Source organism: Bacteroides sp. NSJ-39 (assembly GCF_014287315.1).
GTDB lineage: Bacteria > Bacteroidota > Bacteroidia > Bacteroidales > Bacteroidaceae > Bacteroides > Bacteroides finegoldii.
Genome location: NZ_JACOOB010000007.1, coordinates 166,299 through 182,504 on the forward strand (window position 1 = coordinate 166,299; position 16,206 = coordinate 182,504).

Consider the following 16,206-nt stretch of genomic DNA (forward strand, 5'->3'; position numbering starts at 1 on the left):
ATTTTTTTTAAGGAAAAATGACTAAAGCAGATATTGTAAACGAGATTACAAAGAAAACTGGGATTGACAAGCAGACAGTTCTTACTACAGTAGAAGCCTTCATGGATGCCGTAAAAGATTCTTTGTCTAACGATGAAAATGTGTATTTACGTGGATTTGGTAGTTTCGTAGTGAAAAAAAGAGCACAGAAAACTGCTCGTAATATTTCAAAGAATACTACTATCATTATCCCTGAGCACAACATTCCGGCTTTCAAACCGGCTAAGACATTTACAATTTCAGTAAAGAAATAATAAACAAGAGTATTAACCCATAAAATGTGAAGCTATGCCAAGCGGAAAAAAGAAAAAAAGACATAAAATGTCTACGCACAAGCGTAAAAAAAGATTAAGAAAGAACAGACATAAAAGCAAAAAATAATTTTTAGGTCTGGATCACACAGAAATAAAGAACAAACTTGCGAAGCTAATGTCTTTCAAGTTTGTTCTTTGTTTAAGTAGTTAACTCAAAATGAACAATTTGTTAAAATAGTTGTTCGTACAAATGAGATTCAATCAATAATAAGGAAACAAAACAGTGACAAGTGAACTAGTAGTTGACGTACAGCCTAAAGAGGTTTCCATCGCTCTTCTCGAAGATAAGAGCTTGGTGGAACTTCAAAGCGAAGGAAGAAATATTTCCTTTTCTGTGGGCAATATGTATTTAGGACGTATCAAGAAATTGATGCCCGGACTGAATGCATGCTTTGTGGACGTTGGTTACGAGAAAGACGCTTTCCTCCATTATTTAGATTTGGGTCCTCAATTTAACTCACTCGAAAAGTTTGTAAAGCAGACTTTAAGCGACAAAAAGAAGCTGAACTCCATCAGCAAGGCAACCCTGCTTCCCGACCTCGACAAGGATGGGACTGTATCCAACACACTCAAGGTGGGACAAGAAGTAGTGGTGCAAATCGTAAAGGAACCGATCTCCACCAAGGGACCGCGACTGACATCCGAAATTTCGTTTGCAGGGCGCTATCTCGTACTCATCCCTTTCAATGACAAGGTTTCCGTATCACAAAAAATTAAATCGAGCGAAGAACGCGCCCGTCTGAAACAACTGCTGATGAGTATCAAGCCGAAAAACTTCGGTGTCATCGTCCGTACCGTAGCAGAAGGAAAACGCGTAGCCGAACTCGACGGAGAGCTTAGAGTCCTGATCAAACATTGGGAAGATGCAATGGTGAAAGTACAGAAAGCCACCAAGTATCCGACGTTGATTTATGAAGAAACCAGCCGCGCCGTAGGTTTGTTGCGCGACCTCTTCAACCCTTCTTTTGAGAACATCCACGTCAACGACGAGGCCGTGTACAATGAAATTAAAGATTACGTAACATTAATTGCGCCCGACCGGGCCAATATCGTAAAACTGTACAAAGGCCAACTTCCCATTTACGACAATTTCGGTATCACCAAACAGATTAAATCATCGTTTGGTAAAACAATCTCTTACAAGAGTGGTGCCTATCTGATTATTGAGCACACTGAGGCGCTTCACGTAGTAGACGTGAATAGCGGCAACCGCACCAAGAATGCCAACGGGCAGGAAGGTAACGCACTCGAAGTAAATCTTGGAGCCGCCGACGAGCTGGCCCGCCAGTTGCGATTAAGAGATATGGGTGGTATCATTGTCGTGGACTTCATCGATATGAATGAAGCCGAAAACCGTCAGAAGCTTTATGAACGTATGTGTGCCAATATGCAGAAAGACAGGGCACGGCATAATATTCTGCCGCTTAGCAAATTCGGGCTAATGCAGATTACACGCCAACGTGTGCGTCCGGCAATGGACGTCAACACGACCGAAACCTGCCCTACTTGCTTCGGCAAAGGCACTATCAAGTCGTCCATTCTTTTTACGGACACTTTGGAGAGTAAAATTGATTACCTGGTCAATAAACTGAAGGTTAAGAAATTCTCGTTACACGTCCATCCGTATGTTGCCGCCTACATCAATCAGGGACTCGTTTCTCTGAAACGGAAATGGCAGATGAAATACGGATTCGGTATTAAGGTTATTCCAAGTCAGAAACTCGCTTTCCTACAATATGTATTCTACGATACACATGGAGAGGAAATCGATATGAAGGAAGAAATCGAAATCAAATAGACAGAGAAACGGCGCCTCGTTGCAACGAGACGCCGTTTTGTTATTGAAACTATATAGAAAGCAATGCCGGAAGCTCCGATAAACGGGTAATAAAAGGTATACCGACTTCTCCTGTTCTGCCTTCCGGACAACCTTGAACAACCTGACAACCAAGAGACAATCCCGGTTGAATGTCATTTTTCATCGAGTCACCGACAACCAGCACTTCTTCATAGGCAAATCCGGCACGGTCAATTGCCCGTTTCCACAAGGAAGGATCAGGCTTACGTACACCTTCAAGCGTCGAATCTGTGATAGAGTGAAAATAAGATACAATTCCCAAATCCGTTACAATCTTCTTAAGATTTCCATAATAATTGGAAACAAGCAACAGGGTGTATGAGCGATGTAACTCATCAAGTACAGTACGGGATGCGACCACATAATCCGATGAATAATCCGTCACAAGGCGGGCTGCTTTTAAAGGCAAACTCTTCCTATTCTCCGGTGTATCCGGCAAAACGCCACGTTCTATCAGACTTTTAAACTGTAAGTCGGTCTTAAATGCCTGCGTCTCAAGCAGGGAATGTTCGGGCTTTACTAGTTGCAATTGCTCCATCATCCGCTCCGCATACACATACGAATCTCGAAAATTTTCTTTTGTCAAAGGAAGATTCAACTTCATCGTATAAAGATGAATGTAAATATCCATCCAATGCAAAAAAGGCGAGTCAAGCGTTCCGCCAAAATCAAAAGCAACCGCTTTTATCTTATCTTTATCTATCATTTTTTATTTCCTATCTTCATTAATGCAAGACCTATCACAATCCAGAATAATTCGCGAACACGGGTGATCAGTGCTGTATATACACCATAGGCTCCCGACAGAGACAAACCACCTACCGCCAAAGCAAATCCACCTTCACGGCCTCCTAACTGCATAGGCAAGAAAAACAACAAATTGGCCAGTAAGGAAGAGAATGCCAAAATCAAAACGCAACTCACAAAACTGACATTAGTAGTAAGCACATTCAATATAAGCCATACTTCCATACAACTAACAACGCGTGCGAGATATTCCAAAAACAACGCACTATAAAATGTACTTTTCTTTTGACGATGTAACAAGGCAATCTGGCTATCTATATTTTCCAGTTTCGCCTTATGAGTCTCCGAGAAACGGATAACCCATTTCTTCAGAAACGGTATTTTACTTCCCAAATGGACACAAGCCACTGCCATCCCATGACGGTATCCCTTCACAAACAGGATACTCAACAGCAAACAGAAAACCGTTACCAATCCCAGCACAATCCCCATTTCCCAACTGACAGGATAGAACACCGCATAAATTACGACAGCGCTCAACCATAAACAGAAATGCGAGAAAATGTGCATCATTACATAAAGGATGACCGATGAAGTAGCACGTTCCACTCCTACGTAGGGAGTAAGTTCCATGATACGATAAGGTTCCCCTCCCATCAGTCCCACCGGAGTAACATAGTTGATAGCAAATCCGGAGACCGTAAATTTATATAACTTAGAGAAAGTCAATGAAGATACTTTTCCCCCGCTACGCACAATAATATACCACGAAAGAGCATTAATGGCATAGATAACCAGCCACAGCAACAACACCAACGGCAGGTAAATCCCCGCACGCTTCAGATTGTTCAACAACTCCTCATAAGATACATCAAAAGTGAAAAGCATGATAACAACAGCTACAATGCCAAACACAAGGAAAATGTTTCTAAAACGACTCTTCATAAATATTATAAGTTTTGGTACATTTGTCTGCACAACCGCTCGTGCTGACATATCATATATATCAGTAATCCGTTAAGTACGGTCAGTTCAAAGACAAAATAAATCCAAGGCAGATTGACCAATAACGAAATAAACAACACAATAACACGTGTATTGAATGAAAGAATATTGGTGTATTTCATTAATGGAAGACTACCTTCACGAAAACGGTTTCTAACCTCTTGCGGATATACTTCGCCATATTTCGCACGTAACGCCGCAAAAAAACGCTGGAAAGCCGGAGAGAATTGTTCCTGCGAATGCGTATAACCCGTATAAAACCAAAGGAATGTTTTCCGCACCAAGTCTTTCTTCCATGACAACGAAAGATACAACTCGCGTTGTTGCACGGAATTATCCAACTCACTGCCGGATTTCCCTTTCAAGAAGAAAAGATGCACATTCCGGTAATAATCCGCCATGGCCGCCTGCTTACTATGCGAAAATCCTGCTACCGCAGCCAATAGCCAAATCCAATACCCCCATTCCGGTGTCAGTCGTAAACAGATAGCTACATAAATAGAAATAAACCAAAAATCACCGGATACTCCATCCAGAATACGACCAATTTCAGACTTTTGCCCAGTCATACGTGCTAACTGTCCGTCAGCACTGTCATACATATTTGCCCAAACGAGCAAACACATACCTATTATATTTATCAGCAGGTCATTATAATAAAACAATATACCGGCAGCTATCCCCAAAAAAATAGAAGCTATGGTGATAGCGTTAGGAGTAACTCCCAAATGACGAAACAGAAGAGCCCAACGATAACCGATAGGACGGTAGAACAACAAGTCGATCCATTCTTCCGTATCAGTAGACTTCAAGGTTGCCTCCAGCCCCTTTGCACTTACTTCATTATTCATAATCCTACGTTCTCTACTTTTCTTATGATAATTCCACCAATCTCCTTCGCCGCTTCCTGACGACAAGGAGCAAAACTAGGCCAATCGTTAAAATCAATGATACGAATCGTTCCATCCGGTGCTACGATACAGTCGCCACCATATACCGTCACATCCAGCACTTTCGCCGCATCACTGCAAAGTTGATGCAACCCCTCTTCCGAGAAAGGAATGCCAGACGGAGCACCATTAATCTCTTCAAGGCCAAATTTGCTATGATTACCCTCCTGCGGATAAAACCAATAGAAAAAATCAGTACCGGCTACTCCATAGAATTTAACCAAATCACCTTTCAAATGCTCATTAATCACCACACGTTCGATACCACGCAAAGCATATTCCGCAATGACCTCCTGCAATTCGGCAGAAGTACGTACAAACGTTACATCTTCACGATGAATGGCATGAAAGTCCGCACGTTTCAACCAACAAGGCTCAAATACAGGTTTTATCAATGCTTCGGGGACACCATCATTCGTATCCCATATCAAACTTCGAGGGTGAGAAATCTGATTTTCAAGCAGCAGAGTAGTCATTCGCTCACGTGTGCAATTCTCGATACCATGTCCGGAATTGACCGCAAAGCAATCCTCTTTTCCTTCCAACTTCTGCAACTTCCGCACAGAAGCCTTACTACGCATCATGGTAAATATATACTTCTCGCCTTTCAACGAATTAGTCAGGAATTCCTGTTCCGTATACATATTCACCTGATGACCATTTTCTTTCAAATACTGGGCAACAGCCGAAAAGATGGCGGCATCATTGCCGACATGATTGGGTGAAAAAAGAGAATATCGCTGTATTCCCGCAAAAATCAAGGATCTCATTTAATCAGTTGTTCATCTAAAAAAAGTTCGGCTTTCTTCACATCCGCCGCATGGTCTATGTCTATTACTTTTGAGAATGGGTAAGCCCGCAACTGCAAACCGGCATCAACCAGATATTGTTGGAAACCGCGCATACGGGAAACTCCTGCCTCCATCGCTAAAGGCAACTGTGCCAAAGCACGCTGATTCATACAATAAATTCCTCCCGATATATAACGCAAGCCGTCATAAGCCTCACTGGCATATCCCGTAATCCGCAAATTATCCGCTGTCTTGACATAAAGAGGACGTTCGTCGTCAATATAATCCGTAACAGCCATCAAAGCATCAGCAGATTCATCAGCACGAAAAGTACGAATATAATCAGCAAACTCTGCTTCACGAAAGATCGGGTCTACCGTTGTCAGACAGAATTTTCCTTCGCCTTGCAGATAAGGCATGAGTTCATAAAAACTATGGAAAGAATCGGGAGTGGATTTTACAATCACATTCAGAGGTATGGGTAGTTGTCGCTGTTGTTGTTCCAAAAAACAACGAACTTCGGACATTTCTTCATTAATAATGATGCAGATAGACTCTGCATCATTATCAAGGAAAATGCGAAATAATCGGCTTAATAGAGGAGTACCCCCCACTTGTACAAGCGGTTTAGGAACCTTCACCCCTTCAGAGACAAGGCGAGAACCTTGCCCTGCGGCTATTAACGCATATTTCATTCTATTATATCTTCCTATTTAAGCCAAATAATCAGGTTCTTTTTCACCAATCATGTTACGCAATGTCTGTTTTACCATTCTCCATTGAGTGAACAAGTCGTGTTCCGGTTGATGTTCAAAATCATGCATCGGGCTCTTGCAGAAGAATGACAACCAAGTCTGGATGCCACACATACCTGCACGCATTGCCAAATCACTGAACAATACAAGGTCGAGCGCGATAGGAGCAGCAAGGATAGAGTCGCGGCAAAGGAAATTTACCTTGATTTCCATCGGATAGCCCATCCATCCGAAGATGTCGATATTGTCCCATGCTTCTTTGTTGTCTTTGCGAGGAGGATAGTAGTTGATACGTACCTTATGATAAACATCTCCGTAAAGATCGGGGAATTTTTCAGGTTCGAAGATAGTATCGATTACAGACAGCTTGCTGACTTCTTTTGTTTTGAAGTTTTCCGGCTGATCAAGCACTTCACCATCACGATTACCCAATATATTGGTAGAGAACCAACCGCTCACACCCAACATACGAGTCTTGAACATCGGAGCCAATACAGTCTTCATCAAAGTCTGACCACTCTTGAAGTCTTTTCCTGAGATAGGCACATTCATCTTTTTAGAGAATTCCCACATAGCCGGAGTATCTACGCACAAGTTAGGAGCACCCATAATAAACGGAGCACCTTCTGCAATAGCAGCATAAGCGTAACACATACTCGGAGAAATAACTTCCGTATTATTCTCCTTCATTGCTTTTTCCAAAGCAGCGAGTGACTGATGTTCGTCAGACAACGGAACGTAGATTTCTGTGCTGGCAGCCCAAAGAACAACGATGCGGTCGCAGTTGTTAGCAGCCTTAAAGTCACGGATATCCTGACGGAGTTGTTCTACCATGTCCCAACGGGTAGCAGCATTCTTGATATAAGTACCATTCAGACGTTTAGCAAAATTGTGATCGAAAGCTGCCGGCATTGGCTTGATGGCTTCCAATTCGTCTTTTACTCCGTTCAGGTCTTTTTCTTTCAAGACTTCTGCATACATAGCAGCCTCGTATGCGTTATCCGGGAAAATATCCCAACCTCCGAAAACAATGTCATTCAAATCTGTCAAAGGTACAACATCTTTGATAAGTTTTTCCTCATTGTTTTCCATGCGCATAGTAGCCAACTGTGAAATAGATCCTATCGGTTTTGCCAGTCCCTTGCGAGAGGCTAGTGTACCCGTAATCATTGTGGTAGCAACTGCTCCACCCACTCCAACTACCAACACGCCGAGACGTCCGGTAGCGGGCTTAATTTCTTGTTTCATTTCTATTCTATTAAAATTAAACTAAAATTGTTGCAAAAATAAGATTAATTAATTATTAAAACGAGCTTTATTTGTCATATAAACATGGCAATTAGCAGGATTTAACTTTTAGAAGGTCATGTGGAGACTTATCCTCAATCCTGATTTGTCAATTCCGGGTGCATCACGGTATGTAAGCCTCCACACATAGTCCAAGCGTAATACCTTGAGAATATTTTCAATACCTATCCCTGCCTCCACGTATGGTGTTTTCCCCATTGACTGTGTGTTCGCTATCGGAAAAGCGAACAAGCCATCACTCAAGGCCGGATTGTTCTTATCACTTAAATGCCCATACAACCCGCGACATGAGACAACCTCCCTCCATTTTAGCTTCTTTAACAATGGAATACGATTGAATAACCAACCGTTGAGGAAATAGGTAACATCCCATGAGAAATATTCGTCATTCATAAATTCCATCGCATTCATCAATGAATAAGATTCAGGCTGAATGGTATAAGAAAGGTTGGCATTGGGCATGATTAACAAGGGGAAAGGAACTTTGTTCCACACTTTACCCGCTTTCAGAATAATATCCGTATAGCCGAAAGCAGAAAACCAGAACCGCTTCTGGATACCGGCCTCAGTATGGTTATATGTATAATCGCTACCTAAAATACCCTTACCGGCAATAGTATGCGATAAGGTAAAGACAGGTGCATCCAACGAAACGGGGAAACGGTTCCATTGAGTTTGGAAAAACTTCTCATTAGGGGCATAACGTAACTTCAACTCAGCCGCACTGGTAGAAAAATCCTTGACCGGAGTATAAACGTTGCCTTCTTTTCGCAGAAAAGGAATCAGATACGAAGACTCATCCGTCCGCCTGCGGGCTGTCAATTGGAAAGAAAAGCCCGAATAGAATTCATTGGTATAGGTCATTTCCGCCTGTTTGAAATAACCGATACGGTCATCCTTTTCACGTTTCAAAGCCAGAAACACATTATCTTTACTCGTATACAGGTAATTTTGTCCGTATTGGTTGACATCAGACTCGTAATGTAACTTCAAAGAGTGAATAGGAAATTCGTTAGCATATTCTTTTTTCTTTTTGAACGAATATTCCAGTTCCGCCAATCCTTTCACACGTTCATCCTTAAAACCGTACGCAATGTACCCTTTTGCAAACAGATGAGGATTAAGCCAGGCAGTTGTCATCCCTCCGGCACGAATACGGGGACCTTCGAGTGTATTACCACTAATAGTGGCGTTCATCGGGCCAATATAGAAAAGAGGCGCTTCCTTAGAGGTCGGGATATATCCGGTAAAGAGGATAGAAAGCACCTTCTCTGTCCAATAATAGACCGGATAACTGCGCAACTGTGCCATCAAGTGATCTACCGAATTTTCTTGTTGCGAGATAGCGGCTTCCGGGCGATTCTCCGCCCAAAAAGATTCGGAACGCGCCAAAGCCTCCGTTTCTTCAATGATACGTTCCGGCTTGGTGAAAACCTTGTCGGCTTCTGCAGTCGGTGCAAATGTATAATTGCTATAATCCGCCACACGACGGGCAAAGATCCCATCCTGCCCTTCGGTCAACTTAAATTCAACCGTAATGCTTTCATGATCGAGTAGGCGCGTACCGTCTTCGGCACGTTTGAATTCCTGTTCGAGCAACATATAGTCTACAAAATTCAGGTTTATCTTTTTGGGAAAGTTGAACACGGCACGTTTGACAAAATAAGTAGAGTCGAGCACTACATACAGATGTCCGTTGAATCCGAAAGACTCGGAGTTAAATGGGGTGAAAGCCAGATCTACACAAGGTTCACCGGCTATCTGCAATGTATCCATCAGATAATACTTATAGAATCCCGTACCGATTCGGGACAGTGGACTGACAAACTTATTGGTAAACAGGGAAATGTTATTTTCGTAAATATCCACATCCTTGAAAACTTCGTTGATAGCAGCCTGCATCCCTTGTTTGGAAAGGAACTCATCAACACCTGCCTGTTTGCGTCCTTTCACCCATTGTTTCTCGGAGCGGGGAGATTTCCGATAATAGTCCGTAGCAAGCAACTCTCGGGCTGATACGGTAAGAATAGGTTTACCGGTGACGGCAGAAGTATCTATATACTCGGTAAGAAAATCAAATTTACGATATAACCATTTCTTCTGCTTCTCTTCATCAAAATTATTCAGCGCGAAAGTAGTCTTCTCATAACGTTCGCGTTGCCAAAAATCTTTTTCATTTGGAGAATAATTATCACGACTCTCAATCATCCGACGAACAAACTCCACTGCCGGATTATCTTTTTTCCGGTAACGTTCCCGTTTGGGTTTTACCACGACTTCAGAAAGGTCATAAGCAGTAGGTGCAAGCGCTACTTTGTAGAATAAATTACGGGCTGGATAAATCCTCCGACTATTTTCGTTATAGCCGATGACCGATATCACAAGAATTGCTTCGGAACGGTTGGTCTTGAAATAAAAGCGTCCATCACTGCCGGTCGTAGTTCCCTCAGTCGTGTCTTTCAAACGTACAGATGCATAAGGTAGAGGTTCTTTTGTCAGAGAATCAGTCACCACTCCTTGCACTACATACTGTGCGCTTAGAGGAATACTGATTAACAATAAAAGAAAGAGCGTCAGTGTACCTTTTACGATTAGTCTCATACCTTAAAATCCTATTGAATTGAGCGGGACAAAGGTACAGGTATTTAAGGACAAAAAAAGGTCTGTTTGACGGAAGAAGTGTTCTTATTTGACACAATCAAAGAAGAACAGTCCGATTTATTCGCAATAATCGGGAAGGCGCACAGTGAAACGGGTTCCCTTACCCACTTCGGAAGTTACAGAGATAGTTCCTTTTAAACGTTCGACAATTGTTTGACAGATACTCAATCCCAATCCTGCCCCTTGTGTGAAATTATCAACTTTATAGAACCGTTCAAAGATGTGCCGGATACCTTCTTCCGAAATGCCGACTCCGGTATCTTCTACAAAGATACGGGTATATCCGGGCTCTTCCTCTTCTTCATAACCGAAAGTGATAGAACCGCTGAATGTAAACTTAGCCGCATTATTAATCAGATTATTCACTACCTGTTGCAGGCGTACATTATCTGTCTGAAGGTACTTTTTATCCCCTTCGGGCATACGTAGCAGCAGTTCCACTCCCGGAGGCATATTCAACCGCTGCGAATCGTGAACAGTCTTCAACAGCAGAGGTAAGTTATGTTCCGCAAAGATAAATTCCATCGTACCTGACTCTATACGGGACAAGTCAAGAATATCATTAATCAATGCCAACAGCAAACCACAATTTTTATTAATAGTCGCAATAAACTGAGCAACTTCTTCTGTTGTAAACCCACTTGTATCACTCAGTAAATCAGAGAAACCAACAATAGCATTCAATGGAGTGCGAATCTCATGGCTCATATTGGCAAGGAAGGCTGATTTCAGTTTATCAGTCTGAAGAGCTTTATCACGCGCTTCCCTCATTTCCTGTTCGGCCGTCTTATATCGCTGAATACTTTGACAGACACCTAATATATTATACAGCGAGTCTTGCGTCAATCCTGTGATAACGGAAGAACGGTATTCCCACCACTCGTATTCACCATCAGCGTTACGTTGACGGAAGTTCAGGCGCGTATTCGTATCTTCTCCGGTCAGCGCCCTGCCAAATAACAGTTTCACTTCCTTCAAATCGTCCGGATGAACCGTCCGCTCCATATCCTCACGTGAAATTATCGTAACCGATTCTTCATATCCCAGACGTGTCAAAAAGCCCTGAGGAAAGATGAAACAATTTGTTTCCACATCGAATTGCCACGGATAAATGGAACTTTCATCCATCGCCATATCAAAAAAACGTTTTTGCATTTCTTCATCCGAGATATTCCGGGCGGAAAACGCCATACCGGTAATCATACCCCTTGAACGGATAGGTACAATTTCTCCAGACACCGGGAAATACTTATCGCTATGCACCTCTTTCATAAAAGAACCCTGAGGTATCTGCACGCTCTCCCCTGTGCTGGCCACTTGTTTCAGCATCTTATGAAGAATATCCTGCCCCTCATTATATATATTGAAAATACTGCCTGCCATCATCCCTTCATAAACACGTCCTCCCGCCTCGCTAGGCAAATGGAGCATTTTCAGCAGAGAACTATTCGTAAAATGAATATGCAAATCAGTATCATACGTTATCACCCCATCGCGGATAGAATGGAAAATATTATCAAACTCATTACGCTGTTCTACCAACTTATTCTGCACCAATAAACGGGTTTGTGCTTGAATCCGCCGTTTAGATTCGCGCCGGTTAACCCTCATCAGCCATACGACGGAAACAACCAACAACGCCAAAATAGACGGATAAAGAAGAATAAATAGGAATTTATACTTCTCCCAATAAGGTTCATTGACAATTATTCCACTTGAGGCTACCTTATCAGGATCAACGTAGAAGAAATCCAATTGCTTATAATCATATATAAATCCCTGCTTGCTTTCCGTTACTCCTATTTCTTGTGGAGATGTCCCCTTCAATACTTGAGAAGCCTTTTGCCCAGCCAATAAAGCCGAAGTATAAGCATCACTGTCATAGGCACAGAATACACCATTAGTCAGCCCTACATTCTGGCTTGCAAACACAGGAGCTTTAGAGTTCTTCCCGACAAATGAGAGGAAAGGAGACCATTTAGGAGCTATGACAAGACGCCCGTGACTGTTACGCGGATAACAAATAGCTGCAATAATATGACTGGTCGTATGATTCTGGGTATTATAGATTTTCATATCATAATCCGGATGATCTTTCTGAAAGATGTCCCACTCCTCTTGAAAGTCATTAAGCCCCCTTGCACTCAGAAAACTATTGTCTATCACACAAAGCACTTCTTTCCGTAAAGGAAATATTTTCTGAGCCTGACGGAGAATCACATCAAAGTCAGGATTGGCAATAAACCCGCAAACATTAGGATGGGCAGCAATCAATTTTTCATCAGGATATTTAATATCGAAAAACACTACCGGAATCTGCAAGGGCAACGAATCGCCACAGGCAAAAAGCGTGTAAAAGGCCTCATCACTTGCCGTAACAATCAAATCGGTCTTCCTTTCACGGGCACGTTCACAAAAGCGGTGCATGATTACCTTCTCCGACCGGAATGTCCAAAAATCGGCATCCAGATATTCTGTTGTAATATTCACCTTTATCCCACTCTCTCTGAATCCTTTTGCCAATCCTTGGTTTAGGCTGCTATGCCAAGGAGTCTGCGCTGTATAAGATTGTAGAAAAAGTATATTGAATGTACGTTCCGTAGCTGCCGCCTGAATAAGAACAGCCCAAAAGAGAACTACAAACAAACAGCAATATCGTCGATTCATAAGCAAAAGCCAGCGTTGTTTTCAATATTATGTGCACAAAGATAAGTTATTATATTGAAAACAATGCAAATAGCCCTATATTTTTATTCCTTCCACAAAGCTGTATCCGGTTATGTATGATGGAAAGGCTACTGATCTTCTGACAGTAAATCCTGCCCTAAATGAGTAGTTGCCTCCACCTTTTCCCGGTCACGAATTTCTTTTGCTTTTCGCGCATAGACAATCATACGCATAGATTGATCATAAATGAAATAATTCCATATCCAGTTAAGAAGCACGACCACCTTGTTACGCACTCCAAGAATGGAACGCAGATGGACTACCAACCACATAACCCAAGCCAACCAGCCTTGCATCTGCACTTTACTAAATTCCGCAACAGCACGGTTACGTCCTACTGTCGTCATAGAGCCCAGAATACGTCCGCCACGACCTATCAACGATGGATTATGTTACCGATAGTTACTCCGGTAACACCACTTACCCAAATAAAAGTACGTGTAGCGATTTCTGTTCCATCTTCGAGTATAACTTTATGGTCGCGATAGTCTATCACTCGTTTATTCAGCAAAATATTCACTCCCATCTCACGAAGAAATTTTTCTGCGTACAATGACGAATCCTCCGACATCCCGCCAAGTAATCTCGGTCCCGCTTCTATCAAATATATGTGCATCAGGCTGCTAGGCATATCCGGATAGTCATTCGGCAATTCTTTTTTATCAAACAGTAACCTACCGCAGACGCAAACGGTCTCCTACTTCGGGGACATATTCGCCATCCTTACGATTCATCTTATACAGATTCTTAAGGCGGATACCGTATTTTTGAGAGATGCCGTGCATGGAATCTCCATCTTTTACAATATATACGGTATAAGGTTTGGAAGCCTTTTTCTTCTTGCTCTTCAGATAGATAATATCTCCTTCTACTAACGTATAATCACGTTGCAGATCATTGTATTTCACAAGCTTCTTCCAACTAATATCAAACTCCTTACCTAAATCTTTAAAGGTATCGCCGTTACGGGCAACGATATAGGCAATATCATTGGCAATATATACCTGATGAGGATTCATCAGCCAAGGATTTTTGCGTAACTTACGTTCCGAATAAACACCTTTGCGGTCATATTTGTAGAGATCGTAATCTTCGATAATCGTAATCAAGCGGTTAGCATAGGAAGGGTCAGTTGCGTATCCCGCTTTCTTCAATCCGCGCGCCCATCCTTTATAATCGGTAATATCAAGTTTGAAAAGGAAGGCATAACGGGCTCCTCTTCGAAGAAAATCGGAATGGTCTTCGTAAGAATCACGCGGATGCTTATAAGCACGAAAACATTCATTGCGCGCATCGTCATCATGACGGACGCTACGCCCCCGCCAACTGCCGCCACATTTGATACCAAAATGGTTATTGCTCTTTCGCGCCAACTGACTATATCCTGCACCACTTTCCAGCAATCCCTGCGCCAACGTGATACTAGCGGGAATCTTATGAAGTTTCATTTGTTCAACAGCCAGCTCGCTATACTTGTTTATATATTCTACATAGCGGGCATTCCGCCTCTGCGCTTGCATCCCTATGGCAAAGAAGAAAACTACGGTTAAAAAGACAAGTCTATACAGTTTGTTCTCCATTTTAATTCAGATATGTATTATAAGGACACAAAAATCCGAAAAATAATTGGGATTATCAATCTCTTTCCTAACTTTGTAACATTAATTGTAGAAACCAATACCGTAACGCGTATGAAAGACCTCATAATTACCGCAGTGATTAAAGTATATCAATATGATGAGCTGAATGAGGCCGACCAGGCACTCGTTAAAACCGCCAAAGATACAACAGCACGCAGCTATTCCCCTTATTCGCATTTTTCGGTAGGTGCTGCCGCACTTCTCGGCAACGGAATTGTCGTAACAGGAACAAATCAAGAGAATGCCGCCTACCCGTCGGGACTTTGCGCGGAACGTACCACGCTGTTCTATGCCAATTCCCAATATCCCGACCAACCGGTCGTTACCCTTGCCATTGCAGCAAGAACGGAAAAAGATTTTATAGACCGACCGATTCCTCCGTGCGGTGCCTGCCGACAAGTGATTCTGGAAACGGAGAAACGCTATGGGCAACCAATACGTATCTTGCTCTACGGCAAAGAATGTATTTACGAAATAAAGAATATAGGTGATTTGCTACCGCTATCATTTGATGCATCAGCTATGGAGGAATAAGTATGTTACAACAATATCACACAAAACTAAAAGGCACTCTCGCACTCACGGATTCTTATCTGACAGAGAAAGCGTTACAAAGAGAAAAAGGACTCTATAAGTTTATATGGGTGCGCAACGGAAGTATCACGGTAGAAATTGACCACCAGGAAATGGTATTGGTCAAGGATGAGGTAATCTCACTTACCCATCTGCAACACCTCGAATTCAAATCAATCGACGGTGAATACCTGACCCTCCTATTCAACAGCAACTTCTATTGTATTTATGGAAATGATCATGAAGTATCATGCAGCGGTTTCCTATTCAACGGTTCGTCCCATCTGATCCGCTTCATGCTGAATGAGCAAGAACGCAAGGAATTGGATACCATCACCGAAGCGTTGGAAAACGAGTTCACCGTAACTGACAGTTTGCAGGAAGAAATGTTGCGTATCCTGCTGAAACGGTTCATCATTCAATGTACGCGCATTGCACGCAACCGTATGAATATCACCCGCGAAAAAGAATCCGGCTTTGAAATCGTACGCCAATACTACAATCTAGTTGACGAGCATTTCCGTACGAAGAAGCAGGTTCAGGATTATGCCGATATGTTACACAAATCCCCCAAAACACTATCGAATATCTTTTCCACATGCAAACTCCCCTCTCCGCTCCGAGTGATTCACGAGAGAGTAGAAGCGGAAGCCAAACGCCTTCTGCTTTACAGTAACAAAAGTGCAAAGGAGATTGCTGATATTCTAGGTTTTGAGGATCAGGCTTCTTTCAGCCGTTTCTTTAAAAATATAAGCGGACAGAGTGCAGTACAATTTAGAAATACACAAGAAGGGAAAAATTGATAAGGGATACGGAAGTATTGCCATTGGGAAAGTAT

General features: G+C 42.4%; 13 protein-coding genes and 1 pseudogene. 4 read left to right on the forward strand and 10 right to left on the reverse strand.

What is annotated here, in order from left to right; all coding sequences use genetic code 11:
* The first annotated feature begins 17 nt into the window (after positions 1-17).
* Together H8S63_RS10550 and H8S63_RS10555 are read left to right on the forward strand one after the other, a co-directional pair.
* A complete protein-coding gene (locus H8S63_RS10550; RefSeq protein WP_004300646.1) occupies positions 18-293 on the forward strand; it encodes an HU family DNA-binding protein in 276 nt (91 codons plus the stop codon).
* Between the two features lie 283 nt (positions 294-576).
* Positions 577-2,151, forward strand: a complete 1,575-nt coding sequence (locus tag H8S63_RS10555; RefSeq protein ID WP_007749668.1) for an Rne/Rng family ribonuclease — start codon at positions 577-579, stop codon at positions 2,149-2,151.
* 49 nt (positions 2,152-2,200) lie between these two features.
* On the opposite strand, the gene H8S63_RS10560 is transcribed toward H8S63_RS10555, so the two are convergent.
* From H8S63_RS10560 to H8S63_RS10605, 10 genes and pseudogenes are all read right to left on the reverse strand, one after another.
* The gene (locus H8S63_RS10560) at positions 2,201-2,917 is read right to left on the reverse strand and encodes an HAD family hydrolase (RefSeq protein WP_186926739.1); all 717 of its coding nucleotides are present in this window, start codon (positions 2,915-2,917) and stop codon (positions 2,201-2,203) included.
* Positions 2,914-3,903: a lysylphosphatidylglycerol synthase transmembrane domain-containing protein gene (locus H8S63_RS10565; protein ID WP_007749663.1), complete on the reverse strand. Its 990-nt coding sequence runs from the start codon at positions 3,901-3,903 to the stop codon at positions 2,914-2,916. Before H8S63_RS10565 ends, H8S63_RS10560 begins: the two co-directional genes overlap by 4 nt.
* A 5-nt stretch (positions 3,904-3,908) precedes the next feature.
* Positions 3,909-4,814 carry a CDP-alcohol phosphatidyltransferase family protein gene (locus tag H8S63_RS10570; protein ID WP_007765854.1) on the reverse strand — a complete coding sequence of 302 codons (906 nt, stop codon included), beginning with the start codon at positions 4,812-4,814 and terminating at the stop codon, positions 3,909-3,911.
* On the reverse strand, positions 4,811-5,683 hold the full coding sequence (locus tag H8S63_RS10575) for a hypothetical protein (RefSeq protein WP_186926740.1): 873 nt from the start codon (positions 5,681-5,683) through the stop codon (positions 4,811-4,813). The genes H8S63_RS10570 and H8S63_RS10575 overlap by 4 nt, the downstream gene beginning before the upstream one ends.
* On the reverse strand, positions 5,680-6,399 hold the full coding sequence (locus tag H8S63_RS10580) for an NDP-sugar synthase (protein WP_007749641.1): 720 nt from the start codon (positions 6,397-6,399) through the stop codon (positions 5,680-5,682). The genes H8S63_RS10575 and H8S63_RS10580 overlap by 4 nt, the downstream gene beginning before the upstream one ends.
* Positions 6,400-6,417: 18 nt before the next feature.
* The gene (locus H8S63_RS10585; RefSeq protein WP_007765839.1) at positions 6,418-7,707 is read right to left on the reverse strand and encodes an inositol-3-phosphate synthase; all 1,290 of its coding nucleotides are present in this window, start codon (positions 7,705-7,707) and stop codon (positions 6,418-6,420) included.
* Positions 7,708-7,815: 108 nt separating this feature from the next.
* Positions 7,816-10,368 carry a DUF5686 and carboxypeptidase-like regulatory domain-containing protein gene (locus H8S63_RS10590; RefSeq protein WP_186926741.1) on the reverse strand — a complete coding sequence of 851 codons (2,553 nt, stop codon included), beginning with the start codon at positions 10,366-10,368 and terminating at the stop codon, positions 7,816-7,818.
* Positions 10,369-10,485: 117 nt separating this feature from the next.
* Positions 10,486-13,095: an ATP-binding protein gene (locus tag H8S63_RS10595; protein ID WP_186926742.1), complete on the reverse strand. Its 2,610-nt coding sequence runs from the start codon at positions 13,093-13,095 to the stop codon at positions 10,486-10,488.
* Between the two features lie 128 nt (positions 13,096-13,223).
* Positions 13,224-13,807: pseudogene (locus H8S63_RS10600) on the reverse strand (FAD-dependent oxidoreductase); the annotation flags it as partial.
* A gap of 22 nt (positions 13,808-13,829) precedes the next feature.
* A complete protein-coding gene (locus H8S63_RS10605; RefSeq protein WP_186926743.1) occupies positions 13,830-14,735 on the reverse strand; it encodes a glucosaminidase domain-containing protein in 906 nt (301 codons plus the stop codon).
* A gap of 111 nt (positions 14,736-14,846) precedes the next feature.
* Between H8S63_RS10605 and H8S63_RS10610 the strand changes: the two genes are divergently transcribed.
* On the forward strand, positions 14,847-15,329 hold the full coding sequence (locus H8S63_RS10610) for a cytidine deaminase (protein ID WP_186926744.1): 483 nt from the start codon (positions 14,847-14,849) through the stop codon (positions 15,327-15,329).
* Positions 15,330-15,331: 2 nt separating this feature from the next.
* Entirely contained in the window at positions 15,332-16,171 is an 840-nt protein-coding gene (locus tag H8S63_RS10615; RefSeq protein ID WP_022275560.1) for a helix-turn-helix domain-containing protein, read from the forward strand.
* The last annotated feature ends 35 nt before the right edge of the window (positions 16,172-16,206 follow it).

Bases quoted from the DNA above. Each gene is read 5' to 3' on its own strand.
- H8S63_RS10550 (WP_004300646.1), top strand. From the start codon at position 18: ATGACTAAAGCAGATATTGTAAACGAGATTACAAAGAAAACTGGGATT.
- H8S63_RS10560 (WP_186926739.1), bottom strand. From the start codon at position 2,917: ATGATAGATAAAGATAAGATAAAAGCGGTTGCTTTTGATTTTGGCGGA.
- H8S63_RS10565 (WP_007749663.1), bottom strand. From the start codon at position 3,903: ATGAAGAGTCGTTTTAGAAACATTTTCCTTGTGTTTGGCATTGTAGCT.
- H8S63_RS10570 (WP_007765854.1), bottom strand. From the start codon at position 4,814: ATGAATAATGAAGTAAGTGCAAAGGGGCTGGAGGCAACCTTGAAGTCT.
- H8S63_RS10575 (WP_186926740.1), bottom strand. From the start codon at position 5,683: ATGAGATCCTTGATTTTTGCGGGAATACAGCGATATTCTCTTTTTTCA.
- H8S63_RS10580 (WP_007749641.1), bottom strand. From the start codon at position 6,399: ATGAAATATGCGTTAATAGCCGCAGGGCAAGGTTCTCGCCTTGTCTCT.
- H8S63_RS10585 (WP_007765839.1), bottom strand. From the start codon at position 7,707: ATGAAACAAGAAATTAAGCCCGCTACCGGACGTCTCGGCGTGTTGGTA.
- H8S63_RS10590 (WP_186926741.1), bottom strand. From the start codon at position 10,368: ATGAGACTAATCGTAAAAGGTACACTGACGCTCTTTCTTTTATTGTTA.
- H8S63_RS10595 (WP_186926742.1), bottom strand. From the start codon at position 13,095: ATGAATCGACGATATTGCTGTTTGTTTGTAGTTCTCTTTTGGGCTGTT.
- H8S63_RS10605 (WP_186926743.1), bottom strand. From the start codon at position 14,735: ATGGAGAACAAACTGTATAGACTTGTCTTTTTAACCGTAGTTTTCTTC.
- H8S63_RS10610 (WP_186926744.1), top strand. From the start codon at position 14,847: ATGAAAGACCTCATAATTACCGCAGTGATTAAAGTATATCAATATGAT.
- H8S63_RS10615 (WP_022275560.1), top strand. From the start codon at position 15,332: ATGTTACAACAATATCACACAAAACTAAAAGGCACTCTCGCACTCACG.